The organism is Hymenobacter radiodurans (genome assembly GCF_004355185.1).
GTDB classification, from domain to species: Bacteria; Bacteroidota; Bacteroidia; order Cytophagales; family Hymenobacteraceae; genus Hymenobacter; species Hymenobacter radiodurans.
Map to the genome: position 1 here is coordinate 2946229 of NZ_CP037922.1, position 22564 is coordinate 2968792.

The 22564-nt window shown below is 51.9% G+C and carries 24 protein-coding genes and 1 pseudogene; 11 read left to right on the forward strand and 14 right to left on the reverse strand.

From position 1 onward, the window contains the following. Positions 1 to 202: 202 nt before the first annotated feature. The 5 genes from EPD59_RS13705 to EPD59_RS13725 all read left to right on the forward strand — a co-directional run bounded on the left by EPD59_RS13705 (position 203) and on the right by EPD59_RS13725 (position 5990). A complete protein-coding gene (locus EPD59_RS13705; protein ID WP_133273281.1) occupies positions 203 to 2077 on the forward strand; it encodes an ABC transporter substrate-binding protein in 1875 nt (624 codons plus the stop codon). Between the two features lie 92 nt (positions 2078 to 2169). Then, positions 2170 to 3498, forward strand: a complete 1329-nt coding sequence (gene hemL / locus EPD59_RS13710; protein WP_133273282.1) for a glutamate-1-semialdehyde 2,1-aminomutase — start codon at positions 2170 to 2172, stop codon at positions 3496 to 3498. A gap of 261 nt (positions 3499 to 3759) precedes the next feature. Then, complete coding sequence (locus EPD59_RS13715) at positions 3760 to 4620, forward strand: hypothetical protein (protein WP_133273283.1); 861 nt, start codon at positions 3760 to 3762, stop codon at positions 4618 to 4620. Positions 4621 to 4702: 82 nt separating this feature from the next. After that, positions 4703 to 5239 carry a dCTP deaminase gene (gene dcd, locus EPD59_RS13720; protein ID WP_133273284.1) on the forward strand — a complete coding sequence of 179 codons (537 nt, stop codon included), beginning with the start codon at positions 4703 to 4705 and terminating at the stop codon, positions 5237 to 5239. 214 nt (positions 5240 to 5453) lie between these two features. Further along, a complete protein-coding gene (locus EPD59_RS13725) occupies positions 5454 to 5990 on the forward strand; it encodes a hypothetical protein (protein WP_133273285.1) in 537 nt (178 codons plus the stop codon). 73 nt (positions 5991 to 6063) lie between these two features. Here the strand turns inward: EPD59_RS13725 and gldC are convergent, their stop codons facing one another. Together gldC and dnaN are read right to left on the reverse strand one after the other, a co-directional pair. Then, positions 6064 to 6402, reverse strand: coding sequence for a gliding motility protein GldC (gene gldC, locus EPD59_RS13730; protein WP_133273286.1), 339 nt, complete (start codon positions 6400 to 6402; stop codon positions 6064 to 6066). 107 nt (positions 6403 to 6509) lie between these two features. Continuing rightward, the gene (gene dnaN, locus EPD59_RS13735) at positions 6510 to 7634 is read right to left on the reverse strand and encodes a DNA polymerase III subunit beta (protein WP_133273287.1); all 1125 of its coding nucleotides are present in this window, start codon (positions 7632 to 7634) and stop codon (positions 6510 to 6512) included. A gap of 272 nt (positions 7635 to 7906) precedes the next feature. On the opposite strand from dnaN, the gene EPD59_RS13740 reads away from it, so the two are divergent. Then, the gene (locus EPD59_RS13740; protein WP_133273288.1) at positions 7907 to 8350 is read left to right on the forward strand and encodes a BLUF domain-containing protein; all 444 of its coding nucleotides are present in this window, start codon (positions 7907 to 7909) and stop codon (positions 8348 to 8350) included. On the opposite strand, the gene gldG is transcribed toward EPD59_RS13740, so the two are convergent. The 6 genes from gldG to EPD59_RS13765 form a co-directional block, all read right to left on the reverse strand. Next, positions 8340 to 10043: a gliding motility-associated ABC transporter substrate-binding protein GldG gene (gene gldG / locus EPD59_RS13745; RefSeq protein WP_133273289.1), complete on the reverse strand. Its 1704-nt coding sequence runs from the start codon at positions 10041 to 10043 to the stop codon at positions 8340 to 8342. The two genes, EPD59_RS13740 and gldG, sit on opposite strands and share 11 nt — an antisense overlap. Before the next feature lie 53 nt (positions 10044 to 10096). Next, positions 10097 to 10504: an ABC-2 transporter permease gene (locus EPD59_RS23765; RefSeq protein ID WP_317128372.1), complete on the reverse strand. Its 408-nt coding sequence runs from the start codon at positions 10502 to 10504 to the stop codon at positions 10097 to 10099. 2 nt (positions 10505 to 10506) lie between these two features. Then, positions 10507 to 10821, reverse strand: coding sequence for an ABC-2 transporter permease (locus tag EPD59_RS23770; RefSeq protein WP_317128373.1), 315 nt, complete (start codon positions 10819 to 10821; stop codon positions 10507 to 10509). Between the two features lie 12 nt (positions 10822 to 10833). Next, positions 10834 to 11469 carry a hypothetical protein gene (locus EPD59_RS13755; RefSeq protein ID WP_133273290.1) on the reverse strand — a complete coding sequence of 212 codons (636 nt, stop codon included), beginning with the start codon at positions 11467 to 11469 and terminating at the stop codon, positions 10834 to 10836. 3 nt (positions 11470 to 11472) lie between these two features. Then, positions 11473 to 12381: a gliding motility-associated ABC transporter ATP-binding subunit GldA gene (gene gldA / locus EPD59_RS13760; protein ID WP_133273291.1), complete on the reverse strand. Its 909-nt coding sequence runs from the start codon at positions 12379 to 12381 to the stop codon at positions 11473 to 11475. Positions 12382 to 12489: 108 nt separating this feature from the next. Further along, complete coding sequence (locus EPD59_RS13765) at positions 12490 to 13185, reverse strand: SDR family oxidoreductase (RefSeq protein ID WP_133273292.1); 696 nt, start codon at positions 13183 to 13185, stop codon at positions 12490 to 12492. Positions 13186 to 13242: 57 nt separating this feature from the next. Between EPD59_RS13765 and EPD59_RS13770 the strand changes: the two genes are divergently transcribed. Beyond that, positions 13243 to 13986, forward strand: a complete 744-nt coding sequence (locus tag EPD59_RS13770) for a GIN domain-containing protein (RefSeq protein WP_165963598.1) — start codon at positions 13243 to 13245, stop codon at positions 13984 to 13986. A gap of 106 nt (positions 13987 to 14092) precedes the next feature. Here the strand turns inward: EPD59_RS13770 and EPD59_RS13775 are convergent. Then, positions 14093 to 14718 (reverse strand): annotated as a pseudogene (locus EPD59_RS13775) (SDR family NAD(P)-dependent oxidoreductase). 116 nt (positions 14719 to 14834) lie between these two features. On the opposite strand from EPD59_RS13775, the gene EPD59_RS13780 reads away from it, so the two are divergent. Next, complete coding sequence (locus EPD59_RS13780) at positions 14835 to 15566, forward strand: MlaE family ABC transporter permease (protein ID WP_133273294.1); 732 nt, start codon at positions 14835 to 14837, stop codon at positions 15564 to 15566. Positions 15567 to 15671: 105 nt separating this feature from the next. Continuing rightward, positions 15672 to 16481 carry an ABC transporter ATP-binding protein gene (locus tag EPD59_RS13785; RefSeq protein ID WP_133273295.1) on the forward strand — a complete coding sequence of 270 codons (810 nt, stop codon included), beginning with the start codon at positions 15672 to 15674 and terminating at the stop codon, positions 16479 to 16481. 59 nt (positions 16482 to 16540) lie between these two features. Here the strand turns inward: EPD59_RS13785 and EPD59_RS13790 are convergent, their stop codons facing one another. From EPD59_RS13790 to EPD59_RS13805, 4 genes are all read right to left on the reverse strand, one after another. Further along, positions 16541 to 17119, reverse strand: coding sequence for a YfiT family bacillithiol transferase (locus EPD59_RS13790; protein ID WP_133273296.1), 579 nt, complete (start codon positions 17117 to 17119; stop codon positions 16541 to 16543). A 49-nt stretch (positions 17120 to 17168) separates the two neighbouring features. Further along, positions 17169 to 17795 carry a bifunctional nuclease family protein gene (locus tag EPD59_RS13795; protein WP_133273297.1) on the reverse strand — a complete coding sequence of 209 codons (627 nt, stop codon included), beginning with the start codon at positions 17793 to 17795 and terminating at the stop codon, positions 17169 to 17171. Between the two features lie 117 nt (positions 17796 to 17912). After that, positions 17913 to 18890, reverse strand: a complete 978-nt coding sequence (locus EPD59_RS13800) for an electron transfer flavoprotein subunit alpha/FixB family protein (RefSeq protein ID WP_133273298.1) — start codon at positions 18888 to 18890, stop codon at positions 17913 to 17915. 110 nt (positions 18891 to 19000) lie between these two features. Next, positions 19001 to 19738, reverse strand: a complete 738-nt coding sequence (locus EPD59_RS13805) for an electron transfer flavoprotein subunit beta/FixA family protein (protein ID WP_133273299.1) — start codon at positions 19736 to 19738, stop codon at positions 19001 to 19003. A gap of 75 nt (positions 19739 to 19813) precedes the next feature. On the opposite strand from EPD59_RS13805, the gene EPD59_RS13810 reads away from it, so the two are divergent. Beyond that, entirely contained in the window at positions 19814 to 20152 is a 339-nt protein-coding gene (locus EPD59_RS13810; RefSeq protein ID WP_133273300.1) for a tetratricopeptide repeat protein, read from the forward strand. Between the two features lie 10 nt (positions 20153 to 20162). On the opposite strand, the gene EPD59_RS13815 is transcribed toward EPD59_RS13810, so the two are convergent. Next, on the reverse strand, positions 20163 to 21239 hold the full coding sequence (locus EPD59_RS13815; protein ID WP_133273301.1) for a cobalamin B12-binding domain-containing protein: 1077 nt from the start codon (positions 21237 to 21239) through the stop codon (positions 20163 to 20165). A gap of 399 nt (positions 21240 to 21638) precedes the next feature. Between EPD59_RS13815 and EPD59_RS13820 the strand changes: the two genes are divergently transcribed. Beyond that, positions 21639 to 22508: a transporter gene (locus tag EPD59_RS13820; RefSeq protein ID WP_133273302.1), complete on the forward strand. Its 870-nt coding sequence runs from the start codon at positions 21639 to 21641 to the stop codon at positions 22506 to 22508. The last annotated feature ends 56 nt before the right edge of the window (positions 22509 to 22564 follow it).

The window sequence follows — 22564 nt, forward strand, 5'->3', positions numbered from 1 at the left end:
ACGGCCCTGAAACTCCCAGCTGTATTGCAGCAACCACAGTGCGCGCAGCTTGCAGAGATTTGCCCCCAACGGCCACAGTAGTAACTCAGGGAGTATAGGCAGATATCATCCCCGCCGATCCTGCGTACCTTTGTAGGGCATACATGGTGGCCTCGTCCGCCCCCGCGTTTTTTCTCCCCCTATATTCCATTGCCCCTCCTTTATGAGGCACTTGTACTCTCTTCGCTTAGCTAGCTGGCTTTGCTGTTTTTGGTGGCTGACCGCCCTGCCCTCGATGGCCCAAACAGCGCCGGCGCGGCCGGCCAGCAAGCCAGCCGTTACGAAGCCGGCTACCACAAAAGCCCCCCAGCCAGCCAGCACTGCTTCCAACAAAGCTGTAACCCCCAGTAAGCCAACGACTACAACGACGGGCAGCAAATTGCCCCCCACGGCACCAAAGTCGACGGCTAAGCCTCGCCCCGCCCTACCTACCAATCTTAACTCCTCCGATCAGAACACGCGCTACCAAAATGGCAAGGTGCTGCTCGATCAGGGCCGCTACGACCTGGCAATGCAGGAGTTGGCACCCCTTACCCCGCCTGCCGCCCGCTTCGAGCGTGGTGCTGAGGCCGCTTACTTATATGCGGTAGCAGCCACTCGCGCCAAGAAATGGGCGGAAGCGGAGCAAATGCTCAATTTAATTCGCTCTGAATATGCCAAGTGGGAGAATCTACCCGAGGCGTTGTACCTGCAGGCGCAAGTGTCGTTTGAGCAGGGTGAGCCCGACAACGCTTTGCAAGTGCTCGAACTGATTCCGAACAAAACACTTGCCACCGAGCAGAACGCTATAAAAGCTACCTATTTGGCTCGCATTCAGGACAAAGCACTGTTTCAGACCCTATTGCAGCGCTATCCTAAAGATGAAGCCTTAGGTCGGGCCTACGCTGACAAGCTGATAGCCGGCGGGTGGTATACCGAGGCTGACAAACCAGTGCTGGAGCAATTAATTAAGGATTTTTCCCTCGATCGGGCCCGCTACTCGGCTATTCCTCAAGCTCAAAAGAAGGCTATTTATCGAGTAGGGGTACTTCTCCCTTTCGAGTTTAATGACCCAAGCTGGGAGAAAGTACGTCGAAACCAATTTGTGACGGACCTCTATGCGGGTTTGCTGCTCGCACAGGATTCGCTGCAGCGCGAAGGTCGCCCCGTTCAGCTCTTTGCTTACGATACGGGTGCCGATACCATCCAGCTCAAGCAAGTGCTGGCCTTGCCCGAGCTAGCCAGTATGGATATGATTATTGGGCCCATTTATAAGTCGGGCAGCAAGTTGCTGGCGCGCTATGCCCAACAGCGCCAGATTATTACCATCAATCCCCTTTCTCAGGATGGCAACCTGACCATCAGTAACAACTGGCATTATCTGTTCGAGCCCAGCATGGCTACGCAGGCTCAAGTGGCCGCTCAGTATGCGTTTCGCACCTTCAGTGGACGCACGGCGGCTGTTCTTCACGAGGACACCAGCGACGATCTGGCCTTCGCGCAGGCCTACAAGACCGCATATGAAGCGCTGGGGGGCAAAGTACAGGTATTGCGGCGCCTCAACTCCAACATGGAAGAATCATTGGCAGCGGGCTTTGCGGGCATCGACTTCGCCACCTTGGGACACCTAGTCGTTGCTTCCGACAACCGGAAGGCTGGAGCATTTACGCTCAAGCAACTGCAAACCCAGGCTGCTCAACTTCCCCTTATTACCTACGGCTCATGGCTGGAAAATCCATCGGTGAGCCCCAGCCGCCTCGATGCGCGCGACGTATATCTGATTCATCGCAAATACATTGACCCGACCAGTTTTGGCGTGCGCCGCTTTCGTCAATTGTACGTGCAACGCCATAATTTGCCCCCAGCGTTTTTGCCCATTCAGGTTTCGAACTATTGTATTACTTCGGCCACCAACTTCACCAGCACGGCCCCGCGTTTCAACAGGGCTTGGCCACGTCGGGTCCAATTTCGGGGTCACTATTCCAAGGTATCGGCTACCCTAATGGCGCCCACGATAATCAGTACGTACCGCTTATCAAGCTTGAACGATTGGAGGTAGAAGTGCAGAATCCGGTGGGTAGCCGCTAAGCTCCACCGCTGTTTTACCACTACTTTCCCTAGACTTTTACGCCCGTTGCCTGTTTTACATGTATGAATTCGACGTCTCTTTCTCCTGCTCCTGAGCTGACGCTTGCCAAAAGTGAAGCTCTTTTTTCCCGCGCCAAAAACCATATTCCCGGTGGTGTTAATTCGCCGGTACGTGCCTTTCGAGCCGTAGGCGGCCATCCGGTATTTATGCAGTCGGCTCAGGGCGCTTGGCTGACAGACGTTGATGGCAACAAATACATTGACTTTATAAACTCTTGGGGGCCAATGATTTTGGGTCACGCTCCCCAAGTGGTAGTGGAAGCCGTTCAAAAAGCAATTCCCAGTTCTTTATCATTTGGCGCGCCCACCCAACGTGAAGTGGAGATGGCCGAATTGATTAAAGCCATGGTGCCCAGCATTGAAAAAGTGCGACTGGTAAACTCGGGTACGGAAGCCACCATGTCGGCTATCCGCGTGGCGCGGGGCTATACGGGGCGCGACAAGATCATCAAGTTTGAGGGCTGTTATCACGGCCACGGCGATTCCTTCCTCATTGCGGCGGGTAGTGGTGCCCTCACCCTGGGTACACCCGATTCGCCGGGCGTAACCGCTGGCGTAGCCCGCGATACCATCACCGTTCCCTACAACGACACCGAGGCTGCGCGCCAGGCTATTGAGGCCAACGCGGGCCAAGTGGCGGCTCTTATCCTGGAGCCGGTAGTTGGCAATATGGGACTGGTAGAGCCCGCCGCCGGCTATCTGCAAGCCCTGCGCGACCTGTGCACCGAGCATGGCATCGTCTTGATTTTTGACGAGGTGATGACTGGTTTCCGCCTTGCTCGTGGTGGCGCGCAGGAACTGTTCGGGATCAAGCCCGACATGACGACCTTGGGCAAAATCATCGGCGGCGGTATGCCCGTTGGTGCCTATGGCGGCCGTCAGGACATTATGGATAATGTAGCGCCCGCTGGCAAAGTTTACCAAGCGGGTACGCTCTCCGGCAACCCCATCGCAACGGCCGCTGGTATTGCTCAGCTAACTTATTTGCAGCAAAACCCTGACCTATATACTGAACTCGACCGCATTAGTGCCCGCTTGGCCGATGGCACCCGCCAGATTGCTGCCGATCTCGGCCTAAACTATACAGTCAACCGGGTTGGCTCCATGTTCAGCGTATTTTTCACGGATAAGCCAGTTCATAATCTGGAAGATGCTAAAATCTCTGACACAGAGGCTTTTGGCCGCTATTTCCAGGCGATGCTGCGCCGGGGCATCTATCTAGCTCCGGCCCAGTACGAAGCACTATTTGTAAGCACCGCTATTACCGACGAGTTAGTAGATCTATATCTTACAGCCTGCCGCGAATCTATGCGGGAAGCGCACGGGTTATAAATGGCCCCATTTGTAAGCTTATAAAAGCCCCCCATAAAGTCTCTGGGGGGCTTTTTTTACATATAAAGCATAGAAGACTGCGCAAGTAGGAAGCCTGAAAGAGCACAAACAGAGGTGATGGCAATGGCAAGGCTCAGTCTTATCACTTCCCATATACATCGGTTATTCGGTATGGCTGAGCGCATTTTACTCAAATCTTGTCTTTCTCTATCGTAGCCATGTGCTAGCGGTTACCTTTGCGGCCAAACTGTAGCTCCTCTTATGGCCCAACTTCGTCTCTTTTCTTCATTATTCGTGTTGTGGTGCCTGCTCGCGCCTGCCCTTCAGAGGGCACAAGCCCAGACGCCAGCGGAGGCCAACAAGCGCTTGTTTGACCGTAGCATTGATGAGTTGAACTTTCGTACCATGGAAACCGTGTACGACAAGTCGTTTACCCGGCGCAAGTTTCCGGTTACGCTTCGTACCTATCAGGCCCGCCGCGAGTTTGACGACTTCAACAATAACGCCGACCTGAAGCGGCTGTTTCAGAACTACAACGACGTATCGGAACGCTTTAAGAACCGTTTTGGTAAGGGTCGTCGTGATTTGGCGGAGTTTCAGAAACAGCTTAACTCCGTTCTGATCGACAAGAACTTTGAGTTCTTTATCCGCGTGCTGCCCCGCGACGAGCGAGTGGCGCTCATCCGGTCGTTGCAACGGACTGTCAAACAAGCTACCGCCCAATTCAACGCCTCCGAAGATCCGGCCCCGGAAGACTTAGCAGCTGATGGCGCGGCCGTGCCCCCCGCTGATGTTGATGCCGACCCGGAGGCGGCTTCAGCCGCTGAGCCGCTCGTAGATCCTACGCCGCAGCCAGAAGCTGGTATCCAGGAGTCAGCTTCCCCTGCACCCACCCGCGCTGCTGACGCTCCAGCCCGCCACGATTGGGTTGACTACTTTACCCTGCTGCTGGCTGGTACTTCTACCCTGCTATTGATATATCTTATCGTGAGTGTGCTGCCTGATCTACGGGCTCGCCTCGACGGATTAGCTGACCAGATAGATCCGCAAGCCCAGCGTCGCACACCGCGTCGAGATGCGATGGATCTGCCCGAAGACCGCTACGAAGAGGAAGACAATTAACAGCTAGGAAAATATCAGGCAATGAGCACTCAAAACTCATCCTATTTACTCTTAGCTGTTTACCCATTTTATTTTTTGAAATATGATTCTTACTGATCAGCAGATCCTGGCCGAAATAGAGCGGGGCAACATCGTGATTGAACCCTACGACCGGGCTTGCTTGGGCACCAACTCATACGACGTCCACTTAGGCCGCTACCTGGCTACTTACCGTGATGCGGTACTTGACGCCCGTGCCCACAATAAGATTGATGTGTTTGAGATGACGGAGGAAGGCTTCGTACTTCAGCCCGGCACCCTTTATTTGGGCGTAACGGAGGAATACACAGAAAGTCATGCGCAGGTACCCTTTCTAGAGGGAAAATCCAGCGTAGGTCGCTTAGGAATAGATATCCACGCCACGGCAGGTAAGGGTGACGTCGGCTTTTGCAACACTTGGACGCTTGAGATATCCGTAACTCAACAGGTGCGCGTTTACCCAGGCATGCCCATTGGTCAGCTTATCTATTTTGCCGTGCAAGGCGACGTACAGACCTTCTACAATCGCAAAGCCAACGCCAAGTACAATGAGCGCACCGACAAGCCCGTTGAGTCGATGATGTGGAAGAACGTATGGTGAGAATGACTCGCAGAGCCTAAGCCAAATAAATACGTCTGCGTGTGCGTTTACTGCATAATAAAAATAAAAATTAGGCTCTAACTTATGCGTTCATCAAGTCAAGCCTGAACCCACTGGCACAGTTTTTCGTTAATAACCTATACAACTGCTATTGTAAACCTTTACTGGTCCGATTGGTAGTTTGATAAATTGAGTTGCTAAACGACTGACACTGATGAGAAAGAAACTTGCCACCGCTACCCTGGCCCTCACCGTCGCTCTCGGTGCGCAGGCTCAACAGAAGCCTGTCGCTACCGTTATGCCCCAGGACCAGACCCGCCCTACACCACGGCTAAATGCGGTGCAGGAGCGTGCCCAACGCCTCTCCGACCAGATGGCTAAGGAATTGCGTCTCAATGGCTATCAAGCCACTAAGCTACGAGCCATCAATGAGGATAAAGTGGCTAAAATGGCTGCCATTGAACAGCAACATGCTGGCAACCCAACCCTTATTGACGAGAAGTGCAAGGGCGTGTGCAAAGAGCGCGATAAAGAGTTGACCGCTGTGTTGACGACCAACCAATACAGTGACTACTATAACTCCCGCAGCTCCTACTATAAGTACGATAAAGACTATGCGGCCACTGCTTCCGATTTCCTTTTCGTAAATTCGGTGAAGAACCCGCTACCAGCTAACAGCAAGGGTGCCACTATTGGTCCAGGAAAGACTACCACACCTACTCGTTCTACTTCGAGTTCTGGCAACAGATAAGCCTAGTTTTTGATACTAAAAAAGCCCCCCAGAAGATCTCTGGGGGCTTTTTTATGGCACAGGTTAAAGTAATCTATTTACTCTTGCTTTCCTCGTCTTCCAGGTGCTGCATGAGCGCGCGGCACAGTTCCTGCATTTTGGCAGCCATTACTTTATCGTTGGTAGCCGTGGTGATGCTTTCGGCCATTGCACCGATGGTATCAACGTAGAAGCGCTTCATTTCATCAACAGGCATTTCCTTCGTCCAGAGGTCAATTTTCATAGTACCTCGCTCATCACGATCCCAAAGGGCTATGTTGATGGCTTTGGCGAAGTGAATATCGGGACCAGCATCGGTAGCCTGCCAGCTAATGGCTTCCGGCACTTTCTGGTCGTCGAGGGCGATACTAAAGCGAATTTCAGATTTCTTCATTGCTTGAATTGCTAAACGATTGTGGGTTAAATAGCTGATTGTTTGTAGCTGCGTCGATATCAGCACAACAATCAACTATTTAACCCACAGCTATTTAACATTGAAATTTAAACGTAGTTATTAAGCATGACCGGCATCACGAGCATTAGAATGCTTTCGTTGTCGTCGGCAGTGGTTGGCATGAGCAAGCCAGCTCGGTTGGGCGTACTCAACTCCAGGGTAATTTCTTCTGAATCAATGTTGGAGAGCATTTCTGCCAGGAAACGAGCATTGAAGCCAATCTCCATATCCTCGCCCTCATACTGGCAGGCCAGGCGCTCGCTGGCTTCGTTGCTGAAGTCCAAGTCTTCGGCTGAAACCGTTAGCTCAGAACCAGCTAAGCGTAGGCGAACCTGGTGAGTAGTCTTGTTGGAATAGATGGAGATGCGCTTTACCGAGTTCAGGAAATCGGCCCGGCTGATGATCAAACGATTCGGATTGCTGACCGGAATTACGTTTTCGTAATCAGGATAGCGCTCATCGATTAGGCGGCACACAAGGCGCATCTGATTGAAGCTAAAGAAGGCATTGGAGCTGTTAAATTCTACTTTCACCGTAGTGGCCTCGGATGGCAACGCACTTTTAAGCAGATTGAAAGCTTTCCGCGGAATAATCAGGTTAGCTGATTGACCGGCACCTACATCGAGGCGGCGATAGCGCAGCAGGCGATGGCCATCGGTAGCTACAAACGTAGCTTGGTTATCCGCAAGTTGCACCAGAATCCCGGTCATGGCTGGCCGGAGCTCGTCGGTACTTACGGCGAAGATAGTCTTGTTGATAGCCCGCGCCAGCGACGAGGACGGTATTTCAATTGGAGCCGAGCCCTTAACTACTGGCACACGTGGAAAATCAGTAGCATTCTCGCCGGCTAGCTTGTAGCGGCCATTGGCGGAGCTTATTTCGATGGTGTACGTTTCCTCATCCAGCGTAAAGGTTACGGGCTGGTCGGGCAGGTTTTTGAGCGTATCGAGCAGAATGCGGGCGGGGGCAGCAATGCGACCTGTTTCGCGGGCCTCCACTGGCAACTCGGTTATCATGCTGGTTTCCAGATCGGAGGCCGTAATAGTCAACTTGCCGTCCTCAATCTCGAAAAGGAAATTCTCCAGAATGGGCACTACGGGGTTGTTCGTGACTACGCCGTTAATGCTCTGGAGCTGCTTGAGCAAGGCAGAAGACGAGACAATGAATTTCATATAGTGGGGGTTCGGCCAGGGTTGGGGGAAGGCGACAAAGATAGGAAACGCACCCGGCTTTGCCAGCGCCAGCAGCAGGGAATAACATAACCTGCTAGTCAGGATTTGCTGACGAAGTTTAGCGTGATGAAAACTCCAAAACTTCGCCTCCGGTAGAAGCGCGATAAAGCCTGTGCAAATTATAACACAATACTGAAAGTGGCCTAATCCATGCTGTATAGCATGAAATTCGCTAATGTTGATTCACATAAAACCTGATCACTTTCTGCTTTATGGCTCCCGAGGCTCTACACCGTTTAGTTTATCAAAGTACCGCTACCCTGCCCATGAATGATAAGGAGTTGGAATCCTTACTTAAGCAGGCGCGCGACTGGAATGCGCAGCATCAGCTTACCGGTGTTCTGCTCTACAGCGAGCATAGTATCATGCAAGTATTAGAGGGCCCTAAAGACGAGGTGTTCTATATCTTCAATAAAATTAAGCAGGATATCCGCCACCGCAACGTGATTAAATTAGCCGACGGTGAGATCCAGCAGCGTGATTTCTCCCAGTGGTCTATGGGCTTCAAGGTTGTAGCTATAAGTGACTTCGAGCATCTGGCTGGGTACTTGAATATTAACCGAACTGATTTTTTGCCCCCTAGTACTGAGCAAAACGATACATCTCTACATTCGCTCCTTGCCTCATTTGTAACTGAGGATATTATTAAATTTTAAATGACGCATACCGCCGCTTGCGCTGCCACGCCCTTAAGCCTCCAAATACGCCTAGCAACACTAATGGAGCGCAAATATTAATGAGTTGCCAGCGGCGGCGCTGTTCTGTTACTTTCACTTTATCGAGCGGCCGCAGTGTAATTTGCTTACTGCGAACGGCGATGAGGCCGGTTTCGTCGAGCATGTAATCCACGGCGTTTAAGGCAAGCTCGCGATTGGCAAACTCGGTGTTGGCGAGCCGGTCGAAGCCGAGGCGGAAGGGCTGACCAGTTTTAGGATCCAGTTCGCTACGCACAAAGTCGCCATCGCCGATGATCAGTACTTTGCCGGGGCGGGCATTGGATGCCGTGGCGGGTTGAAACTGCGTGGTACCTGGCTGAGCACGATTAGCAAACAGTGAGCGAAATTGTCCTTCTAGCAGGTATCCTACTGGCTTAAAGCTCTCGCGGTACAGCTTGGCATTGGGCTCCATGCGGGCGTCGTTCAAATTTACGGGCACTGGAGACGGCAGCACACGAGTATAGCGAGAGGTGAAAAGCAGTGGCGTTTTGCGAATGCCGACTGCCTTTACCGTATCGATGGTACTCACAAACTTGGTATAGACAGCGTCGAGATTGCGGGTGATGGGGTGCGGGCTAAACTGATTGATGAGCGGATAAAACTGCCACGGCATTGGCTCTACGGTGGGCTGGTCGCCGGTGGTACCGGTCACAAGCGGGATTACGCCGGAGTTCAGGTCGAGCACCAAGTTGGGATTGATGCGGGCACCGTACTTAAATAAGAGGTCCTCTAAGTTCAGCTGATATGGAAACGACAACATGCCGCCACGGGCCGCACTATCGAGGTTCACGCGCATGGCATCCACAAAAAAGAGCGCTTTGCCCCCCTGAATAACGAATTGGTCGAGCTTGAACTTCTCGATTTCGGAGTAGGCTTGCTCAGGCTTGGCCACAATCACCGCGTCGAGGGTGCGCAGATTAGGCACAGCAGCCAAATTGACGCGGTATACGTCGTAATACTCCTGCAAAGAGCCTATCAGGTCGCCAGCTTGAGCATTGGTCAACTCCCCGTGTCCTTCAACTACGCCAATGATTTTGCGGCGACCGGGCGACAGTTTGCGAATGTTGCTAGCCAACTCGTATTCGAGACCTTCAATGCTCTGATTAAGACGCACATCGGAAGAAGCAGTCTGATTGCCGCGTAATAGCAACACTTGCTTTTCGCGGGGCCCAACGGCCACGGTAGCCCAGGGAAAGATGATTTTCTCGACGCGCTTCCCGTTTTCCGTAGCAGCCAAGTTGGTTGGGCGAAGCCCCTTTTTGATCAGGGTTTCGTAGTATTCGCTGCGTGCTTTCTCAGAGCTAGCCGCCGAAGGATCGACAAATACGTAGCGCAGATTTGCCCCCCCGTACACTTGCATCTCATTCAGCGTTTCGCGTACAGCCTGTTGGAGGCGGCGGAAAGCGGGCGGAAAGTCGCCATCTAGATATACCGTGACCGTAACCGGCTCGGGCAAATTTTGCAGAAGCTGCTTCGTAGCCGGCGACATGGTGTAGCGCTTTTCCTCCGTTAGATCGAGGCGAAAAAAGAGCCGCTGTCCAACAAAATTGAAGAGCAAAAGCACTCCTATGATTAACAGAAACCGGATGAGGTCGCGGCGCTTGCGGGAAGGTTGAATGGGTGATTCGGGCATGTTGTGCGGGGCTTCCATCTTAGCTTTTTGGTAGGGTCAAGATGCAAGCAGTGTTACCAATTGCGGCTTTGCAGCACTAGCCGGGTGGCTAAAAGCAGTACGGCCATTAGGCTAAAAAAATACGTCAGGTCGCGGGAGTCGATCAGGCCTTTGCTGATATCGCGGTAATGGGCCGCGATGCCGAGCTGGCTGATATAATAAGCAGCGCTGCCTTCAAAAACGGATGCTAGGGAATCAAAGCCCGAATACACTAAAAAGCAGCCTACCACAGCCACCAAAAAGGCGATAATCTGGTCGCGGGTAATGGCGGAAGCAAATACGCCCATCGCCACAAACACCCCAGCCAATAGCGCCAGCCCCAGATAAGAGCCCACCGTAGCCGCCGAATCAATATTGCCTTCCGGGTTTCCGAGCTGATACACCGAATAATAATACAGGAGCGTAGGTAGCAGTGCCAGCAAGGTCAGCAGCAGGCAAGCCAGAAATTTGCCCCCAGAATCTGGCCATCGGTGAGTGGCCTAGTGAGCAGCAGTTCGATGGTGCCCGCCTTTTTTTCCTCGGCAAAGGTGCGCATGGTAATGGCCGGAATCAGGAAAAGAAAGATCCAGGGAGCAATATTAAACAGGGTTTGCAGGTCAGCGTAGCCGTAGTCCAGCACGCTACTATCGGGAAATACCCACACGAACAGCCCGGTAGCCACCAAGAAAACGCCCATCACCACGTAGGCAACCGGCGAGCTTAGAAAGGCATTAAATTCTTTGCGAAGAATGGCAAACATTGAACTCTGTCTTCAATTTTGAAAATTGATAGCTATTTTATTTAGTAATTTTAATTTAATAATCTCATATAAATAAAAATACCATAAAAAAGATGCAGCAATCAGATAATTTAAATTAAAATCGTTTCTAAGTATAAAGAATTTATCAACTATGTGATAAGACATAAACGCTAATACAAGAAGCAGGACACATTTGCTTCTGGCATCCTCAACATTAGACAGCAGGACAGATACACCAGCAAAGTTGATTAACACAAAAGCAATTGACAAGCAAAACAACAGCGTACTAATCTGGTTGATATCAGTTTTATTTGATAAAGGAAGCAAGCTAAATAACACTAATACTAAACCTGAGAGGCCAAATATATATGCAGCGATTTTCATCTTTTTTAATTCTACTGCTATGAGTATCCATAAGAGCATCATTAAGATCCCAACCAAAAAATAACTAAATATGGCCGGAATAAATTGAAAATCCATTCCAATAATATTGAATTGGAATGGGGTAATTAATCCTAATTCAGCATATGCTTTTTTGTTTAGAATAAAAAATACTGTTAAGGACAAGAAAAATAAATTAGGAACAGCAAATGACAAAACCCGAATAGCACGTAGCCTATTTATTGAGCTTATTGAAACCGCATTCATTTTCTACTTCGTCAAATTCTGAAATACTTGCTCCAGCGACTGCTCTTCCTGGCGCAGCCCCAACAGCACCCAACCTTCCTGGGCCGCGAGGCGCGAAATTGCCCCCCGAACGTCAGTTCCGGCGCTGGCCCGGATGTGGTACATATTCTGGGGGGCAATTTCGACGCTCGTAATGCCTGGCAAAGCCCGCAAAGGTGCGGGATCGATGGCTTGCTCAAACTCCGCACGGATAAGCGTATCGCCGGCGGCGCGGGCACCTAACTCGCTCACGGAGCTGTCGGCCACAAGTTGGCCCCTATTAATAATTACTACTCTAGTGCACAGAGCCGTTACTTCGGGAAGAATGTGAGTTGAGAAAATCACAGTTTTATCTTCACCCAGCTCCCGGATAAGCGTGCGGATTTCGCCGATCTGGTTGGGGTCGAGGCCGGTAGTGGGCTCATCAAGAATGAGTACGCCGGGGTCGTGAATAAGCGCCTGCGCCAAGCCGACCCGCTGCCGATAGCCTTTCGATAAAGCTCCGATCTGCTTGTTCTGCTCCCGGCCGAGCCCTACTCTATCTACCATGGCAGCCACGCGCCGGCGCCGGTCAGTACCCTTCAGTCCGTGCACAGAGCCAATAAATTCGAGGTACTCGTGCACGTACATATCCAGGTAAAGCGGGTTGTGCTCAGGCAGATACCCTACCTGGCGGCGCACTTCCAAGGGTTCGGTCAGCACGTCGTGGCCGGCTACACGCACGGTACCGGCGCTGGGGGGCAAATAGCCGGTGGCAATCTTCATGGTGGTGGACTTGCCGGCCCCGTTCGGCCCCAGGAAACCCAGAATCTCGCCCTTGCCCACTGAGAATGAAATGTCATTCACAGCGGCTTGAGTACCGAAGTTTTTGGTCAGATGCTGTATTTCAACCATAGAATGTAGCGCGAAGCTCCAGCTTCGGGCATCTTTGCGAAGCCCAAAATGGGATGCAACGATAGGTTTGGACGAGGAAGCACGGAGCTGGAGCTCCGCGCCACAAGTTTACTTTTTAGGCTGTAATGGCCGCATTTCCAAGTCCACAATGTGGAAATTAAATGGCGTTTGCAGCGCATAAATGATTGTATCGGCAATATCCTGGGGCTGCATCATGTGCTCGTTGGCGTCGGTGCCGGGGATATCATCGAAGAAATTCGTTTGCACCGAGCCCGGATACAAGCAGGTTACTTTGATACCATCATTGCGCACTTCCTTAAACAACGACTGCGAAAAGCCTCGCACAGCAAACTTGGACGCACAGTAACCCGCCATTTTTTCGATGCCCGTAGTTCCGGCAATGGATGAGATGTTCACGATATGGCCGATTTGCTGACGCTTCATGGTAGGCAGCACGGCTTGGCAGCAATAAAATGTACCGTGCACATTTGTATCGAACATCGTGTGCCAGTCTTCGGCCGAGAAGCCATCAACGGGACCAGCAATGCCCAGCCCGGCATTATTTACGAGCACATGCACTTCGGAGCCAAGTTGATTAATAGTATTGGCAAAGGCAACCTGCACACTGGCTTGCTTGCGCACATCGCACTCGAAAAAATGAAACCGCTCGTGCTTCAAATTCGTCGGGCGGGTGCGGCCCCAGCCGGCCACTACTGCCCCCTGGGCCAGCAGTGCCTGAGCAGTAGCCAGTCCAATCCCTTTGCTGACGCCCGTTAGAATAGCTACCTTGCCGGTCAGGTCCATAGTTTGGGTATGTTGCGAGTGAATAGTTGGTTGCAAGTTAGCTGCCTGCCGCGGCTTTTGCGCAGTTGGGTAAGTCTGTTCATCGTGATGTCAGGGCTGGCGGGCTGCGCGAAGGATCATGAGGGCGATTGTTTTAAGAGTACCGGCAGCATTGTAACGGAGCGGCGGGCGCTCCCACCCTTTCAGGACTTAGTTACCTACACCAATGTAGATGTGATACTGGTTCAGGATAGCACAGCGAATGAACCCTACGCCGAGGTACGCACCGGCAAAAACCTGCAGGAAGACATTGAGCTTCAAGTTGAAGATGGGCGCCTCACCATACGAAATACGAGCCGCTGCAACTGGGTGCGCCGCTACGACACGCCCCGCGAAGTAACTTTGCACGTAGCCAGCATCCGCGATGTCGCCTTACTGGGCGCCGGTAATATCCGCACGGCAGGCAACTTCCGCGTCAGCACCGTTTTCTTTCACCTCGTGGGGGCCGGCGACTACGACCTCGACCTGACCAGCGACATTATCTTTTTGGATATGTATGAATTAGGTGATGTACGTCTGCGCGGGGCCGCCGACGAACTGAGCCTAACCGTGGGCGGACTAGGCTCCCTGCGCGCTACCGAACTCCAAACCAAACGCTGCTTTTTTGAGCTCACCCGCAACAGCGACGGGTCAGCCTACGTTTCGGCTTCCGACATTGTGGGTGGCAGCCACGCCGGCACCGGCATTCTTTACTACAGCGGTAATCCTGCTGCCACCGACATTCGGATAACTGGCAAAGGCAAGACAGTAAAGCTCGATTAACTATCGACTCTTGCCGCCCGTTAAATATCGCCTAGCTGAGGCCGGATCAGGAGTTCTTCCACCACCGCCTGCGGCGACAAGGAGTAAGCCCCAAAGATAGCTTCGGCTACATCTTCTGCCTTAATAAACCGCTCGGGGGCAAATCAGCACCCTCCCAGCTAGCCGTGAGCGTAGCCCCCGGCAACACAGCCGTCACCCGGATATTCTGCTCTTTCAACTCTTCGCGCAGCGCTTTTGTCAGGCCAAGCAAGGCAAACTTTGCTACGCTGTAGGCGCCGCCACTGGGATATGCCCGCAAGCTGGCCACTGAGCACATCGTGAAAATATGCCCCCACCGTGCGCCAATAAGCTGGGCAGCAAGGCGCGGGTTACATCGTAGGTGCTATATAGATTCACGTCAATCATATGCCGTAGCACTGAGCCTTCTTGGTCATCATCTTGAAGGCGACCAGGAGTAAATGCTCCCGTGTTATTAATTAGGACTTCGATTTTGCCCCCCAGCGCCAGCACGAAATCGGTGAAGCGGCGGGTGTCAGCAGGTTGGCTCAGGTCGGCGGCTAAGGTGTACAGCTCACTACCCGGAAGTTCCTCCTCCACGTCAGCGGCTAGCGTTAGTAAATCGGCGGCTGAGCGGGCGCAGGTAACCACCGCGAAACCAGCCCGCGCAAAACGCATGACCACAGCGCGCCCAATTCCCTTCGTTCCGCCGGTAACAATGATATATTTTTGCATTCCTTTACTTGTTGAGTTCGTTTTTACGTAGGGTTATCAAACACGGGCCGAGCATTTCCTAAGCGTAGCTGTTTGCTCTGCAAGTTCCTGTATTTCTCCCTTCCTCCTTCCGCTTTATGGTCAAAAACTTCGGCGAGTTTCTGCTTTTTCTACAAAGTATGGTCACGCGGACCGAGCGCCTTAAAACGCTCTGGAATCGCACCCTTGAAGAGGCCGTAATTATCGGCTTCAATTCTGTTTTTATCGTCGCTATCGTCAGCGCTTTTATCGGAGCTGTAACGTGCGTTCAGATCTCGTATAACCTTGTTAGTCCGCTTATTCCGAAGTCGACCATCGGCTTTATGGTGCGCGAAATGACTATTTTGGAGCTTGCGCCCACTATCACCAGCATCGTGCTTGCGGGTAAAGTGGGGTCGAGCATCGCGGGCGGCTTAGGCACTATGCGTATCACGGAGCAGGTAGCAGCGCTAGAAGTAATGGGCATCAACTCTGCCTCTTACTTAGTGCTCCCGCGAATCGTAGCAGCCATTCTCATGTTCCCGTTGCTGGTAATTCTGGCAATGCTTCTTTCCATCTTAGGAGGCTACTTGGCCGGCACTCTCACCGGTGCCATTTCAGCTCAGGAATACATCGAAGGACTACGGAGTGATTTCATTCCCTACAATATCACCTTTGCCCTAATCAAGTCGGTAGTATTCGCTTTTCTGGTGTCTGCTATTTCCTCTTACAAAGGCTACTTCACCACGGGTGGGGCGCTGGAAGTAGGAGCAGCCAGCACCGGCGCCGTTAATAACTCTATCATCGCTATTCTGCTGGCTGACTTCGTGTTAGCTGCGCTTCTTCTGTAAATGCTTGAATGGCTGAGTGGTTAACTGGCTGATAGTTCCAACTTCTGAACGCAACCATTTGGCCATTCACCCTTCACCCATTTCATCATTCAACCATTTAGTACCATGATTGAAATTCATAACGTCCAGAAATCCTTTAATGGCAACCAAGTGCTGAAGGGTATTACCTGCACGTTTGAGACGGGCAAGTGTAATTTGTTGCTGGGTGGTTCAGGCACTGGTAAAAGCGTGCTGTTACAGTGCATTGTGGGGCTGATGCAGCCCGACATCGGGAGCATCACTTATGACGGCAGCGTGTTCACCAATAACAAGGTGCAGATCAGGCAGGAAATCCGGCGCAAAATTGGGATGCTGTTTCAGGGCTCAGCGCTGTTCGACTCTATGACGGTGTTCGAAAACATTGAGTTTCCCCTGAAAATGCTTACCCCCGAAATGACCAAAGAAGAACGTCGCGACCGGGTAGAGTTTTGCCTGAAGCGCGTAGGTCTTGAAAATGCGGGCAACAAAATGCCGGCGGAAATTAGCGGCGGCATGAAGAAACGCGTGGGTATTGCCCGCGCCATTGCGCCCAACTGTACCTATCTATTCTGCGACGAACCCAATTCCGGCCTCGACCCACTCACCAGCCTCAAGATTGACGAGCTGATTCACGAAATCACGCACGAGTACAACATCACCACCGCTATCATCACCCACGACATGAATTCCGTGGTGGAAATCGGCGACCATATTATCTTTTTGCATAAAGGGCAAAAGCTGTGGGATGGTACCAAAGACGAAATTCTGAATGCACAGGTACCGGAGCTGAAAGAGTTTATCTTCAGCAGCAGTTTGGTGCGAGCTGCCAAAAAAGTGGACGACGAATCGGAAGGAGGCCTCGCGGCCATCACAGAAGGCGAGTCTACCAGTGCATGATACATTTGTTTATTCTACATAAAAAAGCCCCCAGAATTACTTTGGGGGGCTTTTTTCGTTTAATCAAGATTGGCTTTGTGGTCGCGAAGGCCAGTTAAGTGAGCCAAGTGGTGCTGTCCGTGCCAGGCATAGAGCACCAGCGCCTGATCGAGCGTATAATCCCGATCGTTGCCGGGATGATAAAAGGTGCGTTGCCATTGGGCCTCCGTTAGATGATGCAGCAATACAGACCAGCGGGTATGCAAGGCCTCTAACAGCGTTAACGACACGGTGATAGGCGTTGCTTCCACGTCGGGCAATTCGGCCCAGGCGTGCTCTTCATAGGGCTTCACGGTGGGCCTTTCCTCCGTGAGAGCCAAGCGGAAACGCGTATAGCTATTAATGTGTGAATCGGCCAGATGGTGAATGACCTGCCGGCCCGTCCAGCCACCGGGGCGGTATGGCTCCTGCAAACGCACTCCACCAATTTCGCGGGCTACAGCCGTAAGCTGGGCTGGCAGTTGCTCAATCTGTCGAATTAGAGCAGCTCGCTCCGTAACGGAAAGCTTACCGGCCGGCAGCGTGGGCTGCCCAATTGGATAACGAAGATCGGGGCTGGGGGCATTTTCAGTTGGTTGGGTGAAAGATGTTTGGCACAAAAAAAGCCTTCCATACAAGGAAGGCTTTCTTTCTAAAACGACCAAAATTTTAGCCGTTGCGCTTATTTAGCTCATCGCGAATTTTGGCGGCCTTTTCGTAGTCTTCTTTTTCCAGAGCCTGGGCCAGCATCTTCGTCAACTCGTCCAACGACACCTGACCACTGGGGTCGCGAGGGGTTGGCGTTGAGGCCGGCGTACCGCCGTTATCGTCATCATCGTCGTCCTCGTCATCATCGTCCGAAGCATCTTCGGCATTTTCATCGAGGTCGCTTAGAATGATACCGGCTTCGCTCAGTACGCTTTCCACAGTGAAGATCGGCACGCCGAAACGCAGGCCGATAGCAATGGCATCGCTGGGGCGTGCGTCGATTTCGAAGGTTGTGGCCCCATCGGAGCACACAATCTTGGAATAGAATACGCCTTCCTTTAAATCCGATATCATCACTTCAATGATGGCCACATGCACGTGCTCCGCAAACGACTTGAACAAGTCATGCGTCAGGGGACGGTTGGGGCTAATTTTTTCTATTTGAATCGCAATACTCTGCGCCTCAAACATGCCAATGATGATGGGCAACCGGCGGTTACCTGTTTTTTCGCCCAGGATAAGAGCGAAAGAACCCGATTGGGATTGGCTGGATGACAGGCCGAGAATTTCGAGCTGAATTTTCTTCACAAGCGATTAAGCTGATTTTAGGTGTGTCGATTTGCGTTTACTAAACTAGTAATCAATAAGTTAGTGCGTTAAATAAAACAATAGCAGCAACCCATCAAAACTTAATGTAGCGACGCACTAATTCAACTCTTTAACGGCCTGAGTTAATTTCGGTAATACGTCGAAAACGTCGCCAACGATACCATAATCAGCCGCTTTAAAGAATGGCGCTTCTGGATCCTTGTTGATGACGACAATAACCTTCGAAGAGTTTACGCCAGCTAAATGCTGAATAGCTCCCGAAATACCGCAGGCAATATACAAGTTAGGCGACACCGTGATACCCGTTTGGCCCACGTGCTCATGGTGAGGGCGCCAATCTACATCAGATACCGGCTTGGAGCAGGCAGTAGCTGCGCCCAAAGCTTTAGCTAAGTCTTCAATCAGATTCCAGTTCTCAGGGCCTTTCATGCCCCGGCCACCAGACACCACTTTGTCGGCTTCCGGGAGCAGAATACCACCAGCCTGCTCCTGCATGATCACCTGCTTTGGTGCATCGGAGAAGTCGGCGTCGGTGAGCTGAGCGGAGAAGTTCTCTACCGTTGCGGTTTGGCCAGCATTGTGCAGAGGCTCCATCGAGTTCTTCTTCACGGCAATAATTTTGCGCTCGCCACTCAAAATAACGTCCGAGAAGGCTTTGCCGGAGAAAGCACCACGCTTCACCACAAATTGCCCCCCATCGGTTTTGGGCAGCTCTACTACGTTAGTAGCCAAGCTCGCTTGCAGACGCACCGACAGGCGCGAACCGACAGCCGCTCCGATGTTGGAGTTAGCTAATACAATTATCTGCGCACTTTCCTGCTGGGCCGCGGCGGCAATCAGTTTGGTATAGGCGCCGTTTACGAAATCCTTCAGACGGGAATCGTTGTCGTATAAAACTTTGCTGATGCCCTGCTCGCCGAGAGCGGCAAGGTTAGCTTCAGTAGCCTCACCCACGGCGACAGCCGTAGCCGTGGTGCCAAGCATCTGAGCCACCTGGCTGCCATAGGAAGCTACTTCCAATGAGGATTTTTTGACCTCGCCGTTATCACACTCAACTACAACTAGAACAGACATTTATTTAGACATAAGAAGTGAACTACAAGAAATGAGTTGTTTACCAGAGAAGCTTATTAGCAGACGTTTATCTCATGTCTGCTTCGTGGTTCTCTAATCTCAATTCTGTATTAGATTACTTTGGCTTCGTTGCGCAGCAGCTTAATCAGGTCGCCGGCCGATTCGGCAGGGATAAGCTTAACACCCTGCTTCTTGGGGGGCAAAGCATACTCGGTAACCTGGGTGCGGGGAGCTTCGCCGGTTGGCTCTACTACTTTCAAGGGCTTGGTCCGGGCCGTCATGATACCGCGCATGTTGGGGATACGGGGTTCACACATGGGCTCCTGACACGAAACAACGAAAGGCGTAGCCACCTCTACTATTTCTTTGCCACCTTCAATCTCACGCTCCAGCGTAGCCGTACTGCCTTCTACATCAAGCTTTATGGCCGGTGCTACCGTTGGAATGCCGAGCAGTTCGCCAACCATGCCGTGTACTTGAAAACCATTGTAATCTATGCTTTCCTTACCCATCAGAATGATGTCGTAGCCACCTTCTTTAGCGGCCGCCGCAATTTGCTGAGCTACGAAATAGGCGTCGGTGGGCTTGGCATTGACCCGGATAGCGTCATCGGCACCAATGGCTAAAGCCTTGCGAATATTGGGTTCAGTATCGGCTTCGCCTACGTTGAGCACCGTCACATTGCCCCCCAGTTTTTCCTTCAACTCAATGGCGCGAGTGAGGGCATATTCATCCCAAGGATTAATTACAAACTGCACCCCAGCCTTGTTGAGCTCCTTATTATCAGGAGTAAAGGTGATTTTAGTGGTCGTGTCGGGCACGTTGCTGATACAAACGAGAAACTTCATCGAAGGTGCTTATATGGACAAATAACTACGGGAAAGCCCCTAATTTCGGGCGAAGATACATAAAACTCCTGCCCCATGGAAACCTCACCCAGCCGTTTACAGCAACTCCTAGCCTTCTACGCCGATGACCCCAACGACGCATTTACGATCTACGCACTGGCCACTGAATATAGGTCTACGGAGCCGCTAGTGGCTATGAAATATTATCAAACGCTACTGGATGAACACCCCGACTATGTGGGCACATACTACCATGCAGGCAAGTTGCTGGAGCAATTAGAAAAGCCGGAAGAGGCTGAAAAAGTTTACCGTCAAGGCTTGCAGGTGAGTCGCAAAGCCGGGCAGATGCATGCGGCCAGCGAATTGCAACAGGCTCTCAACCAGTTGCTCGGCTTAGACTACGAAGACGAGTAAAATGACTGGTTTATTTTTTTTGCATGAGCGCGCGAGCTGCTTCCACGGCTATCCGGGCATTGGGGGCGAAGGCATCGGCCCCGATGGAGCGCCACAGCGTCGGGTCGGCGTTGAATGGCTCCCCTCCTACTAACACAAATACGTTGCTGGCACCTATCGTATTCTTTTTGGCGTCAATAAGTTGGCGTAGTATGCCCACGTGGTGAGCCATAGAAGCACCAATAACTAGCAAATCGGCTTTAAACCCAACAACTGCTTTCCAAATGCCATCAGTCGGCGTGTTCGCACCTAAAAAGTAGGGCGTCCAGCCATCAAGTTCCAGAAAATCGGATACCATTCGCACCGGCATGCTATGCAAATCGCCGGACACCGTGGTAGCCACAAAACGGAAGCCATTGGGGGAACCAGCTTGCAGATATGGGTGTAGCATAGCCATAGCCAACTCCGTAGCGGCGGTGCAATAATGCTCTTGCGCTACAGTAATTTGCCCTTTGTGCCAGCGCGAGCCCACCTCCCACTGCACAGGCATAAATACATGCTCATAGAGCAGCCGGACATCAATCCCGTCCTTCGCTTCTTTTCTGAGTAAGCTAATAGCTTCCGTACGCTGCCCAGCTAATAAATGCGCTAGATAGGCATCAGCTAAGTCTTTAAGCGGAGTTTCCTGAAGCGAGACGGCGGGCGTCGAAGTGGCCTTTTCAACCAGCGGGTGCTCTAATTCTTTAAAAGCGGCACTCAGATAGCCTGCTGCGGCAATATACTCTGTGATGGGCAGCCTTTGGGCAAGCACCTGCTTCAGGGCTGCTAACTGCTGTGTCAGACTTTGATCGTGGGCGGGGTCGGGTGGATGGTGCCGGGCATGAAACAGATGCGTTTCAAATAAGCCCGCACTGTTCATTAGGATGGCATTGGCGAGCGCCGTCAGATGGCTTTGCATCTCCTGCTCCAGCGCTCTCCGACCTTCCTCATCGCCTTCGCAGTAATTTATACCGGGTGCTAGCTGACAGTAGAGCGTCGCGGCCTCCCCAGTTATATTCTCGGCCTGTTGATAAATGCTTTCGGCCGTACGTTGCTGTTTTACATTCATTACTGTATACCCATTGCTGCCCCCATAACACTGCTACACAGCTTATTGTATCAACAGCTATCTATTTTACATAGAATACATTCTGTGAGAAAAAGGCATAGCTTACCCTATCCGGTCTTTGTACTCTGAACCGCGCCGACTGGTTTCGCAGAATGCGTTTTTACCTGCCATATAACGACAAAAAGCTTCTTGTATAAGATTCGGTGGCTGGGCAGTGCCTCCACTACAAAATTAATAGTTACCCGCTTTTGGCAAAACCCCTATTAAAGCCGTTAGGGGGCTTCTATTCAGTTATATCGCCTAAGGCAAGCAAGTCAGCAGTACTTTTTTGAGAGTACAGACCGTGTTGTTATCTGGTTGGTACTGAACTTTCTCTGGCCAATCTGTGTCAGAGGGACCATGCCCAAAACCTCTTTATGGCTTATTGGGGGGCTTTTTTTAGCTACTCCAGCCAATCTGCTGGCCCAGACTACCGATCCTACTCTCAACGCTGATGCGCCGTTCGTGCGCAACATCCGTCCTGATAGGCCCGGCCGCACCATCACGACCAACATGGTACCCTTGGGCCAAGTGCAGATAGATGCGGGTACCAACCGCTTTGAGCCGGCCACCACTACAGGTTTTGGCCCGAATCGTACGCTGTCAGGGGCTACGCTGCGTATTGGCTTGCCTAGTCATATTGAGTTGCGCCTGACGCAGGGCTACCTCCACCCCACCGACAAACTCGCCGCCGCATCAACAATGATTACGGGCAACGATTTTGAAGTCCCAGTGCCTTCTGCATCGCTTCCTGGTGGATTTATGCCGTTGACCGTAGGGGCCAAATTTCTGGCTTCTACAGTCCCCAATGCTCGCTCCCAAGTGGTGCTTTTGGGTGAATTGACGCTACGCAACGGCAATACGTCTTTTCCAAATAAGGTACTGGAGCCCGGAGCCCGTTTACTAGTATCGCAACAGTTGGGGCAGCGCTATGGGCTGGAAGCTAACCTTGGCTTCCGCCAGCGTGGCTTCCGCGCCGCCGACACAAAATTGGGCACCTACCTTGGCACGCTGGCCTTGAATGGACCCTTGGGGGGCAATTTTGGCTTCTTTGCTGAAACTTATACCACTTGGCAGCGCGAATCAAAGCTGGCGCCTGGGGCTACGGCCGGTGTTTACTGGCGGCCGCTGCCCAACCTCCGCTTCGACCTGAATGCTGGCCAAGGCTTCACCCGCGAAGCCGAGGGCTTATCCGTAGGGGCTGGCTTTAGCGTACGCCTTCCCAAATAGTAACCTAGTATTCGTTTAACATGAAACGGCCGCCCCAATACTTATTTAGTATCGGG

Coding starts and splice junctions, on each gene's coding strand:
- EPD59_RS13705 (WP_133273281.1), top strand. CDS start 203: ATGAGGCACTTGTACTCTCTTCGCTTAGCTAGCTGGCTTTGCTGTTTT.
- hemL (WP_133273282.1), top strand. CDS start 2,170: ATGAATTCGACGTCTCTTTCTCCTGCTCCTGAGCTGACGCTTGCCAAA.
- EPD59_RS13715 (WP_133273283.1), top strand. CDS start 3,760: ATGGCCCAACTTCGTCTCTTTTCTTCATTATTCGTGTTGTGGTGCCTG.
- dcd (WP_133273284.1), top strand. CDS start 4,703: ATGATTCTTACTGATCAGCAGATCCTGGCCGAAATAGAGCGGGGCAAC.
- EPD59_RS13725 (WP_133273285.1), top strand. CDS start 5,454: ATGAGAAAGAAACTTGCCACCGCTACCCTGGCCCTCACCGTCGCTCTC.
- gldC (WP_133273286.1), bottom strand. CDS start 6,402: ATGAAGAAATCTGAAATTCGCTTTAGTATCGCCCTCGACGACCAGAAA.
- dnaN (WP_133273287.1), bottom strand. CDS start 7,634: ATGAAATTCATTGTCTCGTCTTCTGCCTTGCTCAAGCAGCTCCAGAGC.
- EPD59_RS13740 (WP_133273288.1), top strand. CDS start 7,907: ATGGCTCCCGAGGCTCTACACCGTTTAGTTTATCAAAGTACCGCTACC.
- gldG (WP_133273289.1), bottom strand. CDS start 10,043: ATGCCCGAATCACCCATTCAACCTTCCCGCAAGCGCCGCGACCTCATC.
- EPD59_RS23770 (WP_317128373.1), bottom strand. CDS start 10,821: ATGTTTGCCATTCTTCGCAAAGAATTTAATGCCTTTCTAAGCTCGCCG.
- EPD59_RS13755 (WP_133273290.1), bottom strand. CDS start 11,469: ATGAATGCGGTTTCAATAAGCTCAATAAATAGGCTACGTGCTATTCGG.
- gldA (WP_133273291.1), bottom strand. CDS start 12,381: ATGGTTGAAATACAGCATCTGACCAAAAACTTCGGTACTCAAGCCGCT.
- EPD59_RS13765 (WP_133273292.1), bottom strand. CDS start 13,185: ATGGACCTGACCGGCAAGGTAGCTATTCTAACGGGCGTCAGCAAAGGG.
- EPD59_RS13780 (WP_133273294.1), top strand. CDS start 14,835: ATGGTCAAAAACTTCGGCGAGTTTCTGCTTTTTCTACAAAGTATGGTC.
- EPD59_RS13785 (WP_133273295.1), top strand. CDS start 15,672: ATGATTGAAATTCATAACGTCCAGAAATCCTTTAATGGCAACCAAGTG.
- EPD59_RS13800 (WP_133273298.1), bottom strand. CDS start 18,890: ATGTCTGTTCTAGTTGTAGTTGAGTGTGATAACGGCGAGGTCAAAAAA.
- EPD59_RS13805 (WP_133273299.1), bottom strand. CDS start 19,738: ATGAAGTTTCTCGTTTGTATCAGCAACGTGCCCGACACGACCACTAAA.
- EPD59_RS13810 (WP_133273300.1), top strand. CDS start 19,814: ATGGAAACCTCACCCAGCCGTTTACAGCAACTCCTAGCCTTCTACGCC.
- EPD59_RS13815 (WP_133273301.1), bottom strand. CDS start 21,239: ATGAATGTAAAACAGCAACGTACGGCCGAAAGCATTTATCAACAGGCC.
- EPD59_RS13820 (WP_133273302.1), top strand. CDS start 21,639: ATGCCCAAAACCTCTTTATGGCTTATTGGGGGGCTTTTTTTAGCTACT.